Annotated in this window: 15 protein-coding genes; 11 read left to right on the top strand and 4 right to left on the bottom strand. The window is 57.9% G+C overall.

The window, feature by feature from the left end; translation table 11 throughout:
- Positions 1–21 precede the first annotated feature (21 nt).
- A complete protein-coding gene (locus IB256_RS11685; protein ID WP_192402642.1) occupies positions 22–579 on the bottom strand; it encodes a recombinase family protein in 558 nt (185 codons plus the stop codon).
- Between the two features lie 447 nt (positions 580–1026).
- On the opposite strand from IB256_RS11685, the gene IB256_RS11680 reads away from it, so the two are divergent.
- Positions 1027–2808 carry a DUF262 domain-containing protein gene (locus IB256_RS11680; RefSeq protein WP_225601722.1) on the top strand — a complete coding sequence of 594 codons (1782 nt, stop codon included), beginning with the start codon at positions 1027–1029 and terminating at the stop codon, positions 2806–2808.
- Between the two features lie 35 nt (positions 2809–2843).
- Here IB256_RS11680 and IB256_RS11675 read toward each other — a convergent pair whose 3' ends face one another.
- Entirely contained in the window at positions 2844–3104 is a 261-nt protein-coding gene (locus tag IB256_RS11675; RefSeq protein WP_318653563.1) for a helix-turn-helix transcriptional regulator, read from the bottom strand.
- 105 nt (positions 3105–3209) lie between these two features.
- Here IB256_RS11675 and IB256_RS11670 point away from each other — a divergent pair, with 105 nt between their 5' ends.
- The 3 genes from IB256_RS11670 to IB256_RS11660 are packed head-to-tail and all read left to right on the top strand — an operon-like array spanning position 3210 to position 4224.
- A complete protein-coding gene (locus IB256_RS11670; RefSeq protein WP_192402636.1) occupies positions 3210–3452 on the top strand; it encodes a hypothetical protein in 243 nt (80 codons plus the stop codon).
- A complete protein-coding gene (locus IB256_RS11665) occupies positions 3452–3724 on the top strand; it encodes a hypothetical protein (RefSeq protein ID WP_192402634.1) in 273 nt (90 codons plus the stop codon). Before IB256_RS11670 ends, IB256_RS11665 begins: the two co-directional genes overlap by 1 nt.
- A complete protein-coding gene (locus IB256_RS11660) occupies positions 3721–4224 on the top strand; it encodes a hypothetical protein (protein ID WP_192402632.1) in 504 nt (167 codons plus the stop codon). Before IB256_RS11665 ends, IB256_RS11660 begins: the two co-directional genes overlap by 4 nt.
- 1099 nt (positions 4225–5323) lie before the next feature.
- On the opposite strand, the gene IB256_RS11655 is transcribed toward IB256_RS11660, so the two are convergent.
- Complete coding sequence (locus tag IB256_RS11655; protein WP_192402630.1) at positions 5324–6715, bottom strand: site-specific integrase; 1392 nt, start codon at positions 6713–6715, stop codon at positions 5324–5326.
- A gap of 241 nt (positions 6716–6956) precedes the next feature.
- Between IB256_RS11655 and IB256_RS11650 the strand changes: the two genes are divergently transcribed.
- Positions 6957–9206, top strand: coding sequence for a YgiQ family radical SAM protein (locus IB256_RS11650; RefSeq protein ID WP_192292961.1), 2250 nt, complete (start codon positions 6957–6959; stop codon positions 9204–9206).
- 36 nt (positions 9207–9242) lie between these two features.
- On the opposite strand, the gene IB256_RS11645 is transcribed toward IB256_RS11650, so the two are convergent.
- The gene (locus IB256_RS11645; RefSeq protein ID WP_192292959.1) at positions 9243–9653 is read right to left on the bottom strand and encodes a bacteriohemerythrin; all 411 of its coding nucleotides are present in this window, start codon (positions 9651–9653) and stop codon (positions 9243–9245) included.
- A 177-nt stretch (positions 9654–9830) separates the two neighbouring features.
- Between IB256_RS11645 and IB256_RS11640 the strand changes: the two genes are divergently transcribed.
- From IB256_RS11640 to IB256_RS11615, 6 genes are all read left to right on the top strand, one after another.
- Positions 9831–11078 carry a parallel beta-helix domain-containing protein gene (locus IB256_RS11640; RefSeq protein WP_192292957.1) on the top strand — a complete coding sequence of 416 codons (1248 nt, stop codon included), beginning with the start codon at positions 9831–9833 and terminating at the stop codon, positions 11076–11078.
- Positions 11075–12199 carry an SO2930 family diheme c-type cytochrome gene (locus IB256_RS11635; RefSeq protein ID WP_405307255.1) on the top strand — a complete coding sequence of 375 codons (1125 nt, stop codon included), beginning with the start codon at positions 11075–11077 and terminating at the stop codon, positions 12197–12199. Before IB256_RS11640 ends, IB256_RS11635 begins: the two co-directional genes overlap by 4 nt.
- Before the next feature lie 110 nt (positions 12200–12309).
- Entirely contained in the window at positions 12310–13161 is an 852-nt protein-coding gene (locus IB256_RS11630) for a mechanosensitive ion channel family protein (RefSeq protein WP_192225235.1), read from the top strand.
- Between the two features lie 250 nt (positions 13162–13411).
- Positions 13412–13885 carry a type IV pilus modification protein PilV gene (gene pilV / locus IB256_RS11625; protein WP_192292955.1) on the top strand — a complete coding sequence of 158 codons (474 nt, stop codon included), beginning with the start codon at positions 13412–13414 and terminating at the stop codon, positions 13883–13885.
- 1 nt (position 13886) lies between these two features.
- Positions 13887–14825, top strand: a complete 939-nt coding sequence (locus IB256_RS11620; RefSeq protein ID WP_192402628.1) for a PilW family protein — start codon at positions 13887–13889, stop codon at positions 14823–14825.
- A 14-nt stretch (positions 14826–14839) separates the two neighbouring features.
- Entirely contained in the window at positions 14840–15295 is a 456-nt protein-coding gene (locus tag IB256_RS11615) for a PilX N-terminal domain-containing pilus assembly protein (protein WP_192292951.1), read from the top strand.
- The last annotated feature ends 14 nt before the right edge of the window (positions 15296–15309 follow it).

Raw genomic sequence — 15309 nt, 5'->3', positions numbered from 1 at the left:
TTCGTCATTACACAGGTTGCATCACCACAGTCTTTTCACGGTGGAAAGGCTGACACCCAGTTGGCCCGCTACTGCTGACTGGGAATTCCCCTCCGCCTTCAATTTCTGTACTGCTTCCGATGATGCCGCCTTGGGGCGACCGAGCTTTGTGCCGGTGGCTTTGGCCCGTTGCAGTCCGGCCTGGGTCCGTTCGATCAGCAGGTCGCGTTCGAATTCTGCCACCGCCCCCAGAACCTGCATCGTCATTTTCCCCGCTGCTGATGTCAGGTCGACGCCCCCCAATGCAAGGCAATGAACCTTGATGCCCCTGGAATGCAGCATCTCGACCGTGGCACGTACATCCATTGCGTTTCTGCCTAGACGGTCAAGCTTGGTGACGACCAATACGTCATCGTCTTCCATTTTTGCCAACAGACTTTGAAACCCTTTCCTGTCGGAGGTCGGTACGCTGCCACTGATCTGTTCCTCGACAACCCTGGCAGGTTTGATATCGAACCCTGCTCCCTTCACCTCATGCAACTGGTTTGCGGTGGTCTGATCTGCTGTCGATACGCGGGCATAAAGGAAAACGCGGCTCATGGCTGAAAACCCTGGCTCAGAAAGGTAGTGTCATTATGTGTGACGGGTTCAAAAATGCAACCCCATATTTTTGACACCGTTCCGACCCAGTTCTTGCGTTGGGGTCAAAAACGGACGTTTTTGGCTTTTCGACCGAATGTCTTCGATGTTGAGAGCAAATCCGAATGGGCATCTATGTTGAGCAGCTTCCGGTAGGATTGCATTGTCGTAGGGGGGCACGTAAGTCTGTGGAGCAGGCACTGACGTGCCTGACACCCTATCGGTATCCAAGTCAATTTCGCTGTGCCTTGGGGTTCAGCGTAAAATTTTGGCGTGACTATAACTCGGCGCTGAACCAGTTTTCATGAGGCCAGTAACTGAAATTTCAAGTAATAGATCCCAACGGATATAGTAAGCGATAGTCTGGGTATTGGAGGCGTGACGGATATGGCGGAACCACAGAAGGTTATGCAAGACCTCACTGTGAAGGGTGAGTCGATTGAAAGAATCTACGGAAACTACAGGTCTTGGCGCTATATGGTTAACCGCCGATACCAGCGAAAGCTTGTATGGACGCTTGATGAGAAATGTCGCTTTATCGATTCAATAATTAACGGCTATCCAGTTCCAATAGTTTTGCTTGCCGAACGAAGAAACGGTATCGGCGCAGGAAATTTTGAAATAATCGATGGAATGCAACGATTGAATGCCGTTCTCGGATTCATCGAAAATGAATATGCGGTCAATGGGCATTATTTTGATTTAAATACCATGGCCGAATCGAAAGCTCTGCTTGATTCGAAAGAGCTTCAACAGCGTGAACCGTTACTGCCGCGCGAAGCCTGTGTTCAAATCGCATCGTACACTGTGCCGCTGTCAATTTATGAGTTCTCTGGTGATGGCGAAGTGGATGAGGTATTTCGACGAATCAATTCAGGCGGACGAAAACTGTCCAGGCAGGAGCTTAGAATCGCAGGTTCTACTGGACACTTCGCCCAAGCAGTACGTCATATTTCCGCCAAGGTCAGAGGTGATGTGTCGGCATCTGATGAACTGCCCCTGAATGAAATGAAAAAAATCTCAATCACCAGTCGTGACCTAGACTACGGTATAAATGTAGATGAGCTATTTTGGATCAGGCAGGGTGTTTTAACGAAGGAACAAGTCCGAGAATCGCGAGATGAAGAGGTAATTGCAGATGTCCTTGCATATATATTGCTTGATCCCAAGCCATCCTCCCGCAGTGAGTTTCTAGATGATTTCTTCGGCTACAGTGATGGAGAGGCACAGCAGGCTCGTTATGAGCAAATTGAATTGGCTACACAAAAAGTCACTGCTGAAGTCGTAGCTGCAGACTTTCAAAGAGTTCTAGACCAACTAAAGTATACATTGGAGTTATCTGGCAGGACCTTAGGCCAACTTCTATTCGGCGAGCAGCCGCCAAGAGCTCCGCGTTACTTTCAGGTTGTCTTCCTGGCGCTTCACAAACTGATTGTCGAGCAGAATATGGAGGTTGTTGATCAAAAGAAGCTCATCACTTTAATTGAAAATAGTGGCAAAAATCTTCAAGTTCCGGAAGGGGGGCGCTGGGGCTCTGCGGATAGAGCTGGACTGATAAACGCGGCTGCGGGAGTGTATAGCGATGCATTCGGACCTGCACAGACATACGACCCAGCCCGAGTTCGCTGGATAACGCAGATGGAGAATATACTTACACAGTCGTTTACCGAGCAGGCTGCTTACGACTTCAAGCAAGGATTTATCAGGCTAGATGGAAATCATAAATTTGATGAAGATAGCTTTGATAAAATACTGAAAACATTGGTTGGCATCGCCAACATTCGAAAGGGTGTGCGCGGATATGTTCTGGTTGGTGTTGTAGACACCCCGGCAGATGCAGCCAGGATTCATGAACTATATGGAATTACGCCGCACGCCTTTGAACGGTTCCAAATTACTGGCGTAGAACATGAAGCTGCAGCGCTTGGCAAATCTCTAGATGACATGTTCATGGAGTTGATGACACGAATCAAATCATCGGCCATGTCTGAACCCCTCAAGGACTATGTGGCACGAAACGCGAAGTCAGTTCGCTATTACGATAAAACGATATTTGTCTTCGAGGCCCAAGCACAAGATGAACCGTCCAACTTCAATGGCGCATTCTTTGTGCGGCATGGAAATAAACTAACGGAAATCCCGGCATCGGGGTACGGCGAACTTTTCAAGCGCTTTATTTCTGGAAACTGATACATGGCTCGGCAGCGGATGGCCCTTGCCATCCGCTACTTTTCAAGTTCAATCTCGACGCTTTTGACCAATGTCGCTGCTGAACAATTCAAAGCTGCGGCTAACTTAAATAGCATGGTAATTGTCGGCTGATTTATTCCGCGCTCAATCAGACTTACATAATTTCGCTGGATATCTGCTTCATGAGCGAGTTGCTCTTGGGTTAACCCCAATTCCTTCCGCCTTTTCCGCAGGACCTTTCCGAACGCTTCACCGGTATTCAAATTTTTTCCCCTAGGCCACAGGGGAACTGTCACGAAGCTACGCGCGCAGGTCTTCACAGTATATTGTGAATTTTGGAAAGGCCGGGCACCATACTGGCTGCACGATGGCGTTCCATCAGTCACCACAAGGAAATGATCATGAAGAAATTGTTTGCGGGCCTGTTCTTAGCAGCGTCGTCGCTGCCTGTAGGTTTTATCACTGGGGCTTTGGCGTTTCAGTACGTGCTGGGCACCGGCTGGCCCGGAGCAATCCAGATCGCCGTCAAGACGACTGCCAGCCTGTTAGGTCTAGGGCTATTTGTATTTATGACCGGACTGGTATCGAAGGCTGAGACCCTGGAACCGGCGCCGAACGGTGATGCATGGGGTAAAGATCGATGATGAAACGCATCCTGCCCGTGGTTTGTGGGGGCGTACCCACCGCGTTTGCTGCAACCAAGCAGCAGAACAGCAGCTATGACACAGCATTGATGATTGCTGTGATGGCTTCGCTGATCGCGCTCGCATACGCTGGAAATCGCTGGCGTCTTTGGTTTTGGGGCTTCCGAATTGGTGATGCCAGCGGCTCGGATTTCATGCTTGCGTTGAAGTGGTCAGCAATCGCCGCTGTCGTTGTGATCGCGAGCTTCAGCGTGGCGGGGCTGTTCAAATGATCTGGGGGCCGAAACTGCATAGCTGGATGTGTGGTGCTGTTTTGGCCGCGATGGCAACCGGGGTGTTTGCCATCGGTCCAGGCGAAATGGGAGACCTGAAGGCGCGTGTCGATGAAGCCCGCAGCTCTGAAACCTCGGATGAAACCATCGATATCAAGATGATTCCAGGTGAATGGCAGGCCAACCAAGCCCGCGCGAAGGTCAAATACGATAAGCCACACTATTACTCGGGAAAGTTGAAACGAGTTGCTTTACGGAACGACTCTGACGCTGACCTGGTGTTTGATGTCGGGGGTGGCAAGGAGATCACGGCAATATTGTTCCCATACCAATTGGGTCCTTGGGTGCGAAACAAGGATGGAATAACGGCCCCTACAGGTGGGGTAACAACGATGGAGTTCGCCGCTCAGTTCGATGCTGGTCAGAAATTTATTATGCATTGCAAACAGGCGTTGCCGGTGCTGCTGACAGATTGTTTGGCGATGCCAGTTGAAAAATAGTGGAATTATAAAACCCCGTGAATACGGGGTTTTTCATATGATTCCAAAAAATCTGCATGCTAGAAAAATGTACATTCCAGCCGATGTGCAATAAATTATTGTTGGAAGTGAGATTGATTGCATTTTAAATCTTGAAGTTCTTTGATATTTTAAATGTTTTGCTTTGCCCTTCGGGCTCGCCTTGTCGTCCACTTCGTGGACTCTGACGGCGATAGTTATTTTTTCTTGTTTGGGAGGCTGCATTTTTGAATAATTTAATATTTTTAATTATTTTATTTTTAATTATTTAATCTGTTGAAGAATGTTTGGACGAGTTTATCCTTCCCGGATAAACTCGAAGGGTAGTTTGAAGACCGTCCCGGATCGAGCCCACAATTGACAACGTACCAATGTTTCTACGGTAACGTTCGCCGGGGTAACCCGATCGGCGATTATAGTCAGTCATCTGGTATAGCTACGGAGCAATAACCGAGTTCATTGTGGCGAATTTCGGTTGTGCTGTGGTTGTATCTTTTTCACAGAACCACATCCTGTCGAAGAATTCGAATTTACTAAGGGCTCCCACAATAGAGGCTGCTGATGCGCATCGTCTTCAACTTACCGATGAGCCCAGTTTGGGGCAGCATTATTGTCCGATCTTCCACACCCAGCGCATTATGGTCGCTTCTTGGAATCTGTCGAGGGATTGTAACCGGTTTCGATTCCGGTTAATTGATAAGAATACACATGCGAAGTATCAATCAGCTCTTCGTAGTGTGCCCGCCTAGGTAGCTGGCAGTTGAAAGGGAAGAATGCATCTGCCCTAATTGTATTTATGATCGGAAGTTTTGGATTTCAGAGATTTTTCAGGATTTTATGTATGAAATTTATTGATGGAAGTCTGCGTGGCTATTAATTTAATTAATAGCTGTCCTGCATGATCAGAAAAAAATACCATCACGTCGATGAGAGATTTTGTGAAATATAGGAAATTAAAATCCCTCGCGACGCCTAGGTGTTAGCAGGCTGCAAGGGATTTGAAAAATAAGAGAAAATTTAAATTAATTAATTTCTATTATACGGTTGCTAGCACGCTGTTTTAAACAGTTCTTCAAAATATTTATCGTCTTTCGACTTGTGGAAGTAATCCCGCAGCCCTCGCAATGCTGGGCAATTTCTTCATTTCAGCGGCCATCCGGGAAAGCGGATTGATCCCATAGCTATCACCGACGCTGCCGGATGCGTGTCCGGTGATCCAATCGCTGACTTCCTTGGGGATGCCGTGCTCCCTGGCGAGGGTTTTGAAGGTATGTCGGAAGGCATGAAGGGGATGACGCCCCGGTCGATATGTTCCCCAACTGCGTACCAATACCAGCCAATGCTTGGCCACGATTCCTGAGTATCTTCCGGATACCTTGGTCAACTGCGGGAAGATCAACGCATCTGGTGATCTCCCGGCAACCAATGTCAGTAACCCCAGTTCGATGAGGTCGTCGAGGATTGGTATGTCTCGACGACTACCGTTGGTCTTCACCGATTGGTCTGGCCGGTTGTCGTGTATACGTATGAGCCACTGATCCCCTGAACCTTGGCGGATATCGCCGACGTAGAGTTGAGCCAGTTCCTCGCGCCTCGCCCCTGTGTAGGCTGCCAAGATCGGTAACCAGAACAATGCATTTCCGGGGCGTCCCTCGGCATTGCGGATTGCAGCAAATTCGGGCCGGCTGAACATCCAGATCATTTCGTCCCATGTGTAGCCCCTGTCGTCGTCCAACCTTTTCTTGGGTTTTGCCGCATCTAACCGCCGAAGCACACGTGATCTGATAACTGGATTGAAGGGAATTGCCCCTGACTCGACGACGAAGGACAGCAGTGATGACAGGCGTGCAATGGACAGCCTGATGGTTGCCGTCGATAGGGTAGGGGTGTCCGGCTTTGCCAGCTTTTTCAGTTCTTGGATCGTGGCGCTTTTGGCCTTTCTGCCGCCGATGACTGGGACCGCCGCCAACTCTACTGCGAACGTCTGAATCATGGCCGAGGTGATGTTGCTAACCAATAGGTCACCGAACGTTTCAATGAAGCGCTCCACGACCTTGCGTAGCTGGGCTTCGTGGTTGGCTTTGACGTGATCGGGTTTTGCTACCAGCGTCAGCGATGCCGCATACCCTTGAAGGGCCTGGGAAAGCGTTTGCTGCGTGTTTTGGGGCAGAGGGTAGGTGAGCACCGCTTCGGATGCCATTGGCCTTCTATACAGTTCCTGTAGGGCTTCAACTGCAAGGTTTTTGACGCTGGGCGTATTGACCGAGCCGCTGCCGCGAGCTTCGGCAAACAGCCGTTCAGTCGCTGCATAGGCTTCGGCAAAGAGCGCTTTGGCTTGCCGGAAATCGCTGGTCCTAAGTGACCGGCGGATTTCCACCTTTCCGATGATCGGGCGCAGTGCGAAGGGTACGAACCGGCGAATGTAGTACACCCCACTGACGGGATGCCTCCAGGGTTGGGCGATGAGAGACACGTTCTTGACCTACCTTCTGTATCAGTTGGTAGGGAACGAGGTCCGTTTGTCGGTAGGTTTCGTGTGAAACGTGGGGTGGCGTGACCACAACAGCTCAAGCCCTTCTGGTCCGCATTGGAATGGTCGGGACTCCCGAAAACCCAGTATTCCCAGCATCCCAGTCGGATTTGTACACTTTTTGTGCTATATTCCGCGCCCCGCTTTTCCGCGATACCTACTTCGAGATACCCCGGTGCCCGTGATGCAAGCCGCCAAGCCGCTGTTCGACTATCCCAAGTTCTGGGCCGAGTGTTTCGGCCCGGCGCCGTTCCTGCCCATGAGCAAGGAAGAGATGGATCAGCTGGGTTGGGATTCCTGCGACATCATCATCGTCACCGGGGATGCCTACGTTGACCATCCGTCGTTCGGCATGGCCATCATCGGCCGCCTGCTGGAAGCCCAGGGCTTCCGCGTGGGCATCATTGCCCAGCCGGACTGGCGCTCGAAAGACGACTTCATGAAGCTCGGCCAGCCGAACCTGTTCTTCGGCGTGGCGGCGGGCAACATGGACTCGATGATCAACCGCTACACCGCGGACAAGAAGATCCGCAGCGATGACGCCTATACGCCGGGCGGCCTGGCCGGCAAGCGCCCGGATCGCGCCAGCCTGGTCTACAGCCAGCGCTGCAAGGAAGCTTACAGCCAGACCCCGGTGATCCTCGGCGGCATCGAGGCTTCGCTGCGCCGCATCGCCCACTACGACTACTGGCAGGACAAGGTACGCCGCTCCATCCTGATGGACGCTACCGCCGACATCCTGCTGTACGGCAACGCCGAACGCGCCGTGGTGGAGATCGCCCAGCGCCTGGCTGCCGGCCAACTGGTCGAGCAGATCACCGACGTGCGCGGCACCGCCTTCGTGCGTCGCGACACTCCCGAAGGCTGGTTCGAGGTGGACTCCACCCGCATCGATCGTCCGGGCAAGGTCGACAAGATCATCAACCCGTACGTGAACACCCAGGACACCGCCGCCTGCGCCATCGAGCAGGAAAAGGGCGAGCAGGAAGACCCGAACGAAGCCAAGGTCGTGCAGTTGCTAGCACACCCGCGCCTGGAGCGCGATCGCACGGTGATCCGCCTGCCGTCGTTCGAGAAGGTGCGCAGCGACGCGGTGCTCTACGCCCACGCCAACCGCGTGCTGCACCTGGAGACCAACCCGGGCAACGCCCGCGCCCTGGTGCAGAAGCATGGCGAGGTGGACGTGTGGTTCAACCCGCCGCCCATTCCGATGAGCACCGAGGAAATGGACTACGTGTTCGGCATGCCCTACGCGCGCGTGCCGCACCCGCTGTACGGCAAGGAGAAGATCCCTGCCTACGAGATGATCCGTTTCTCGGTGAACATCATGCGTGGCTGCTTCGGTGGCTGCACCTTCTGCTCGATCACCGAGCACGAGGGGCGGATCATCCAGAACCGTTCCCACGAGTCGATCCTCGCCGAGATCGAGGAGATGCGTAAGGTGCCGGGCTTCACCGGTGTGGTCTCCGACCTCGGCGGCCCGACCGCCAACATGTACCGCATCGCCTGCAAGGACCCGGAGATCGAGCGTCACTGCCGCAAGCCGTCCTGCGTGTGGCCGGGCATCTGCGAGAACCTCAACACCGACCACTCCTCGCTCATCGAGCTGTACCGCAAGGCCCGCGCCCTGCCGGGCGTGAAGAAGATCCTGATCGCCTCCGGCCTGCGCTACGACCTCGCCGTGCAGTCGCCCGAGTACGTCAAGGAACTGGTGACGCACCACGTCGGCGGCTACCTGAAGATCGCCCCGGAGCACACCGAGGAAGGCCCGCTGTCGAAGATGATGAAGCCGGGCATCGGCACCTACGACACCTTCAAGCGCATGTTCGAGAAGTTCTCCAAGGAGGCGGGCAAGGAGCAGTACCTGATCCCTTACTTCATCGCGGCGCATCCGGGCACCACCGACGAGGACATGATGAACCTCGCCCTGTGGCTCAAGCGCAACGGCTTCCGCGCGGACCAGGTGCAGGCGTTCTATCCCTCACCCATGGCCAGCGCGACCGCAATGTACCACTCGGGTAAGAACCCGCTGCGCAAGGTCACCTACAAGAGCGACAGCGTGACCATCGTCAAGAGCGACCAGCAGCGCCGCCTGCACAAGGCCTTCCTGCGCTACCACGACCCGAAGGGCTGGCCGATGCTGCGCGAAGCGCTGGAGCGCATGGGCCGCGCGGACCTGATCGGTAACGGCAAGCACCACCTGATCCCGACCTACCAGCCGCAGACCGACGAGTACCAGAGTGCGCGCCGCAAGAACTCCACCCCGGCCGGCAGCAAGAAGGCCGGCCAGCCGCTGCTGACCCAGCACACCGGCCTGCCGCCGCGCGCCAGCAATGGCTCCAAGCCGTGGAACAAGGCCGAGGAAGGCAAGGCCACCGGCTACGCCAAGGGCAAGAAACGCACCACCAAGCGGCAGCCGAATATCCCGCGCTGATCCGTCTGCCCGTGCTGTGAAAAAAAGGCGTGCCCGCTATGCGGTCACGCCTTTTTGCATGAAGAAGCTCACGTAAGCCTTGTCCACCTTCAGGATATGGTGGATCAGCCAGGCCTTGAGCAGCTCCAGCGCCTCGACCGAGACCACCTCGCCATCCTCATGGCGGTACAGCAGGTCGATGATCTGCCGGTTGAAGCGGTCGTGCTCGGCGCGGTGCGCTTCCTCCTCGGGGTAGCCCAGGCGCTGGAACAACACCTCCTCGACGATGAAGTGATTCATCGTGTACTCCACCAGTTGCTCCAGCAGGTCGCCGATGGGCTGGCCCTCGCCATCCGGGCCATTGAGGCTGTCGTACAGCGCGTTGGTGAGGTCGACCAGCCAACGGTGCTGTTCATCGATCCGCTCGATTCCGATCACGAACTCTTCGTTCCAGGGCATGAAGCTCATCCGTGTACTCCTTGGGGTGGACGCGCAGATCATCCCGATCCGCCATCGCGAAGCAGTGACGCCAATCAATCAAAGTGCGATGTGTCCGAAGGGCTGGCGTGGCGCGGGATGTAGGAGTATTCTCGGCTTTAGTTGGTACGATAGTTCCATATCATAAGAACAAGACCGGAGCCCGCCATGCGTCTCGCCACCCTTTCCCTTCTCGCATTTTCCATTGCCCTGGCCGCCTGCGGCGAAGGCGACAAGCCCACCGCCGCCGTCAGCAGCGACTTCCAGAAGGACCTGCAGGCCCGCCTGATCAAGGCCAAGGCCGGCGATGTCATCGACATTCCCGCCGGCACCTACCACCTGGACCGCAGCCTCAGCCTCAAGGTGGACGGCGTGACCATCCGCGGCGCCGGGATGGACAAGACTATCCTCAACTTCAAGAACCAGAAGGCCGGCGCCGAAGGGCTGTTCGTCGACGCCTCCGACTTCACCCTGGAGAACCTCGCCATCGAGGACACCAAGGGCGACGGCCTGAAGGTCATCGGCGGCAAGAACATCGTCATCCGCAACATCCGCACCGAGTGGACCAACGGCGCCTCCACCGAGAACGGCGGCTACGGCATCTACCCGGTGCAGACCGAGAACACTCTGCTCGAAGGCAACGTCGCCATCGGCGCCTCTGACTCGGGCATCTACGTCGGCCAGTCGCGCAACGTGGTGGTGCGCAACAACCGCGCCGAGCGCAACGTCGCCGGCATCGAGATCGAGAACACCATCGGCGCCGACGTCTACAACAACGTCGCCACCGACAACACCGGCGGCATCCTCGTCTTCAACATGCCCAACCTGCAGCAACCGGGGCGCGGCACCCGCGTCTTCGACAACGACGTGCAGGGCAACAACCACGAGAACTTCGGCCACAAGGGCACGCCGGTGGCCAGCGTGCCGGCGGGCTCGGGCGTGGTGGTGAACTCCAACGACGATGTGGAGATCTTCAACAACAAGATCGGCAACCACAAAACCGCCAACGTCATCATCAGCAGCTACTTCAGCACCAACTATTCGGAGAAGGCCACGCAGCCCAACTTCGACCCCTATCCCGAAGGCATCTTCATCCACGGCAACACCTTCGGCCCCGGTGGCGACAGCCCCGACCACCTGGAGCTGAAAGCACTCAAGGTCGCCAAGTTCGGCCTCACCGGGCGCCTGCCGGACATCCTCTGGGACGGCTACTTCAACGAGAAGAAACTGGTCGACGGCAAGCTGCCTGAAGCCCTGGCCATCTGCATCGACAACGGCAGCGCCGGCATCGTCAACGTCGACGGCCCCAATGGCTACAAGAACATCAGCACCGACATCAGCTCGCACCAGTGCAAGCTCAAGCCGCTGCCGAAGATCGAGCAGGCCGGTCTGGGTGAAAAGGGCAACAAGGCATGATGAAACCCGCTTCGTTCCTGTTGTCGCTCGCCCTGGTCACCTTGGTGGCCGGGTGCGGGCAGGAGAGCAAGCCGCGTTATCAGCCAGAGGGTGACGACTATCCGGAAAAGCTCAGTGGCTGGGGCATGCTGCACCTGGCGGACGGCCACCTGGCGCCGGCCGCCGAGGTGCTGCCCTATGACCTGAACACCTCGCTGTTCACCGACTACGCACACAAACTGCGCACCGTATGGATGCCTGAAGGAGAGTCGGCGCAGTACGCCGAGGACCGCTTCGACTACCCCGTCGGCACGGTCCTGACCAAGACCTTCTATTACCCGAAGGACGCACAGGGCAACCTGCTGCAGAACAGCCAGGATGACCGTGATCCGAAGGCCGGACTCGACATGGCCAGGGTTCATCTGGTGGAAACCCGCGTGCTGGTGCGGCAGAAGGACGGCTGGGCGGCGCTGCCCTATGTGTGGAATGCCGACCAGAGCGAAGCGACCCTGGAGGTTGCTGGTGACAGCCCGGCGCTGGAGCTGACCGGCGAGGACGGCAAGAAGACCGCCTTCACCTACATGGTGCCGGACGCCAACCAGTGCTCCGAATGCCACGCCGAGCAGAAGGGCGGCGGCATCGCGCCGCTGGGGCCCAAGGCGCGGCACCTGAACAAGGACTTCGGCTACGCCGAAGGTAGCGACAACCAGTTGCAGCACTGGCAGGCGCGCGGCTTCCTCAAGGGACTGCCGGCGCTGGCACAGGTGCCGCAGAACGCGCTGTGGGGGCATCCGCGTCCCGGCGAAGACCTAGAGAAACAGGCCCGCAGCTACCTCGACGCCAACTGCTCGCACTGCCATAACCCCAAGGGCGCGGCGCGCACGTCGGGCCTCTATCTCGACCCACACACGCCGGTCTCCATCGCCTACGGCATCTGCAAACCGCCGGTGGCAGCGGGCGGCGGCACCGGCGGGAGGCTGGAGGACATCCACCCCGGCAGCCCGGAGAAGTCCGTGCTCAGCTACCGGGTCGGCAGCGACAAGCCGGGCGACATGATGCCCGAGCTGGGTCGTACCCTGGTGCACCGCGAGGGGCTGGAAATGCTCAATCGCTGGATCGCCTCGCTGCCTGGCGACTGCTAGTGCAATAGCGCCCGGAGCCCGCCAGGGCTCTGGGCTGCGCGCTGCGACGAGCAAACGGCTGGGGCCGTGCTAGCGTTCATCTGGTCCCTTTCTCTCGCAGGTGCGCTTCCATGGAAGATACGAACATCATCAATGTGGGTACGGAGAAGATCAACGCACTGTGGGCGACGGTTTCGCAGTACGCGCTCGCATTCGGTGTGAAGATCATCGTCGCCATCCTCTTCTGGGTACTCGGCCGCTGGCTGATCGGCTTCGCCGTCGGGTTGGTGGAGAAGGCCCTGGCCAGGCAGAGCGTCGATCCGACGGTGCTGCGCTACGTCGGCTCCTTCATCACCGTCACCCTGAACATCCTCCTGGTCGTCGGCATCCTTGGCTACTTCGGCGTGCAGACCACCAGCCTCGCCGCACTGATCGCCGCGATCGGCCTGGCCATCGGCATGGCCTGGTCGGGCCTGCTGGCGAACCTCGCGGCCGGTGGCTTCATCATTGTGCTGCGGCCGTTCAAGGTCGGCGACTTCGTCTCCGCCGGCGGCGTGACCGGCACCGTGAAGGAGATCGGCCTGTTCGCCACCGCCATCAACACCCCGGACAACGTCCTGACCCTGGTGGGCAACAACAAGATCTTCAGCGACACCATCCAGAACTTCAGCCATAACACCTTCCGCCGCGTGGAACTCAAGACGCAGCTCTCCGGCGCCGCCGACTATGCAGCTGCTGTCGCGGTGCTCAAACAGCGCATCGCGGCGATCCCCAATGTGCTGACCGACCCGCCGGTGGATGTGGAAATCCTCGAGTTCAACCTCGTCGGCCCGGTGCTGGCAGTGCGTCCGTACTGCCACAACGACAACTACTGGCAGGTCTACTTCGACACCAATCGCACCATCAAGGAGGCCCTGGGCACCGACTTCCCGGCACCGATGCCGGCACAGACGGTGATCGTCCAGCAGTCGGCGAACAGCTGACGGCTCCCGCTCCAGCAAGGGCCACCGCAAGGTGGCCTTTTCTTTTTCCGAGCGCGAACAGCCTCGCCGGGACCGATGGTGCCCCGGCGCGGATGAGTGGCGCGGTACTTCGGACGCCTTCCTAGCTGCACGCCTGATCCTCTCCGGCTGGCGGACTTTTCCCTTCGATCTCCCAGCAAATGTCTGGCTGACCGCCCCGCGCTGCGCCTTGCACCCTTGAAGCTCATTCTTCAGCGGCAAGGCGATCAACATGGCTGGTGGCAAGCTCAGCGAAGGATTCACCCTGGTGGAAGTACTGGTCTCGGTGCTGATCCTCGGCGTTGGCCTGCTGGGGTTGGCCGGACTGCAGAACGTCGGTATCAGCGCCGGCTACAGCGCGCTGCAGCGCTCCCAGGCGTCCTGGCTGGCCAGCGAGATGGCTGACCTGCTGCGCGCGAATCCCGATGCGGCCCGCGCTGGCGCCTACGACACGAACTTCCTCGACGTGGCCGCCGGATGCCCGAAAAGCGCTGGCTCGACGCGGGCGCAACTCGATCTCGGCCAGTGGCAGGCTGATGTCTGCGAGACGCTCGGTGGAACGGGGAGCGGCTTGGTGCAGGTGGCCCACAGTGGCGGCCAGTACAGCGCGCTGATTGTCGTGCGCTGGAGTGATCGACGGGCTCGCGAGCGCCTGGGGGAGGTCGGCAATGCCTGGGAAACCTTCACCTACCGGGCGGGCCTCTGATATGCACCAGCGCGGTCTTTCGCTGGTCGAGTTGCTGGTGGCCATGGCTCTCGGCTTGCTCCTGCTGACGGGTGTCATTCAGGTCGTTCTCGGCAGCAAACGCAGCTATCAGAACAGCGTCGCGCTGGCCGAGTTGCAGGAGAGCGGTCGCTTCGCGCTGGAGGCCATGGCTCGGGACCTGCGAAACGCCGGGTTCACAGGCGCCTGTACCCGTGGAATGGTCAATGCCAGTGGCATCAATGACGCGCAGTACGCCCTGGAGCGCTCGCCCATCGAAGGGTATGGCTCGGGCATGTCGGCGTCCGCCTGGGTGCCTTCCGGGCGTCTGGCGAACACCGACGCCGTGCTGCTGCGCTTTGCGTCCGACCCCGCTCTCGAGGCACGTTCGATCAGCGCAAACCGAGTGCTGCTCACCTCATCGAGTGCGGTTGCCGGGGCCTTCTATCTGCTCAGTGATCAGCAGTCCTGCCTGCTGCTGCGCAATGCCGGGAGCGCGGTGAGCCTGCTGACGGGGCGTTCGCTGGAGTACTTCCTGGCTGCCGCGACGCGGGTTTACCCGTACCGCTACGCGATTTACTGGATCGGTCGTGGTGTCGACGGAACGCCGGGGCTTTTCGTGACGGACAACAGCCAGACCTCCTTCAAGCCGAACACCGAAGAGCTGGTGAATGGCGTTGCTGGCATAAGCCTGCGCTATGGCATAGCAGGGGCGGGCAGTGAGGCGGTGGCGGCCTACAAGGCAGCGCGGGACATGACCGCCAGTGACTGGCGTCGGGTGCGCACGGTGCGCGTCAGCCTGTTGCTGCAGAGCCAGACTCGCGAGGTCGACCAGGCGCCGACGGCGCTGCAGTTCGACGGCCGCACCCTCCCGCCGAACGCGGAGCGAAGGCTGCGGCTGGTGATGAGCAGCACCATCGCGCTACGCAATCCCTCGCCATGAAAGGGGGCTCGTCGATGCGCCATGAGTTCGAGCGCGGGGCGGTGCTGCTGGTCTCGCTGGTCATGTTGTTGCTGCTCACCCTTATCGGCCTGGCGAGCATGCGCATGGTGCAGCTGGAAGAACGCATGGCCGGCAACCTGCGTGACCGGCAGATGGCCTTCCAGGCAGCAGAAGCGGCGCTGCGCGCAGGCGAAGCGGCTGCACTGGAGCGTTATCGGCACGACGGCCCCATAGCCTCTGTCGATGCTGCCGAAGGAGTGGCTGGCGGTTTTTCCGGCAGTGCGGTGCAGCCGGTTTATCGGCTGCGCTTCCTGCGCTGGCTGGCCAGCGAGGGGCTGGAAGTCGGCAAGGGCGGCGCGGCCAGTGGTGTAGCCATCGAGGTGTGCGCCGAAGGCTTTGGTGCGCGTCGCCAGCCTTCGGGGGCGCCGGTTTCCAGCGTCCGGCTGAACAGCATCTTTTTCATCCGTTAGCGCGCAGCAAGGAG

The organism is Pseudomonas sp. PDM17, assembly GCF_014851985.1.
GTDB lineage: Bacteria > Pseudomonadota > Gammaproteobacteria > Pseudomonadales > Pseudomonadaceae > Pseudomonas.
The sequence above is the reverse complement of the archived record's forward strand: the minus strand, read 5'-3'. Positions and strand labels throughout refer to the sequence as shown.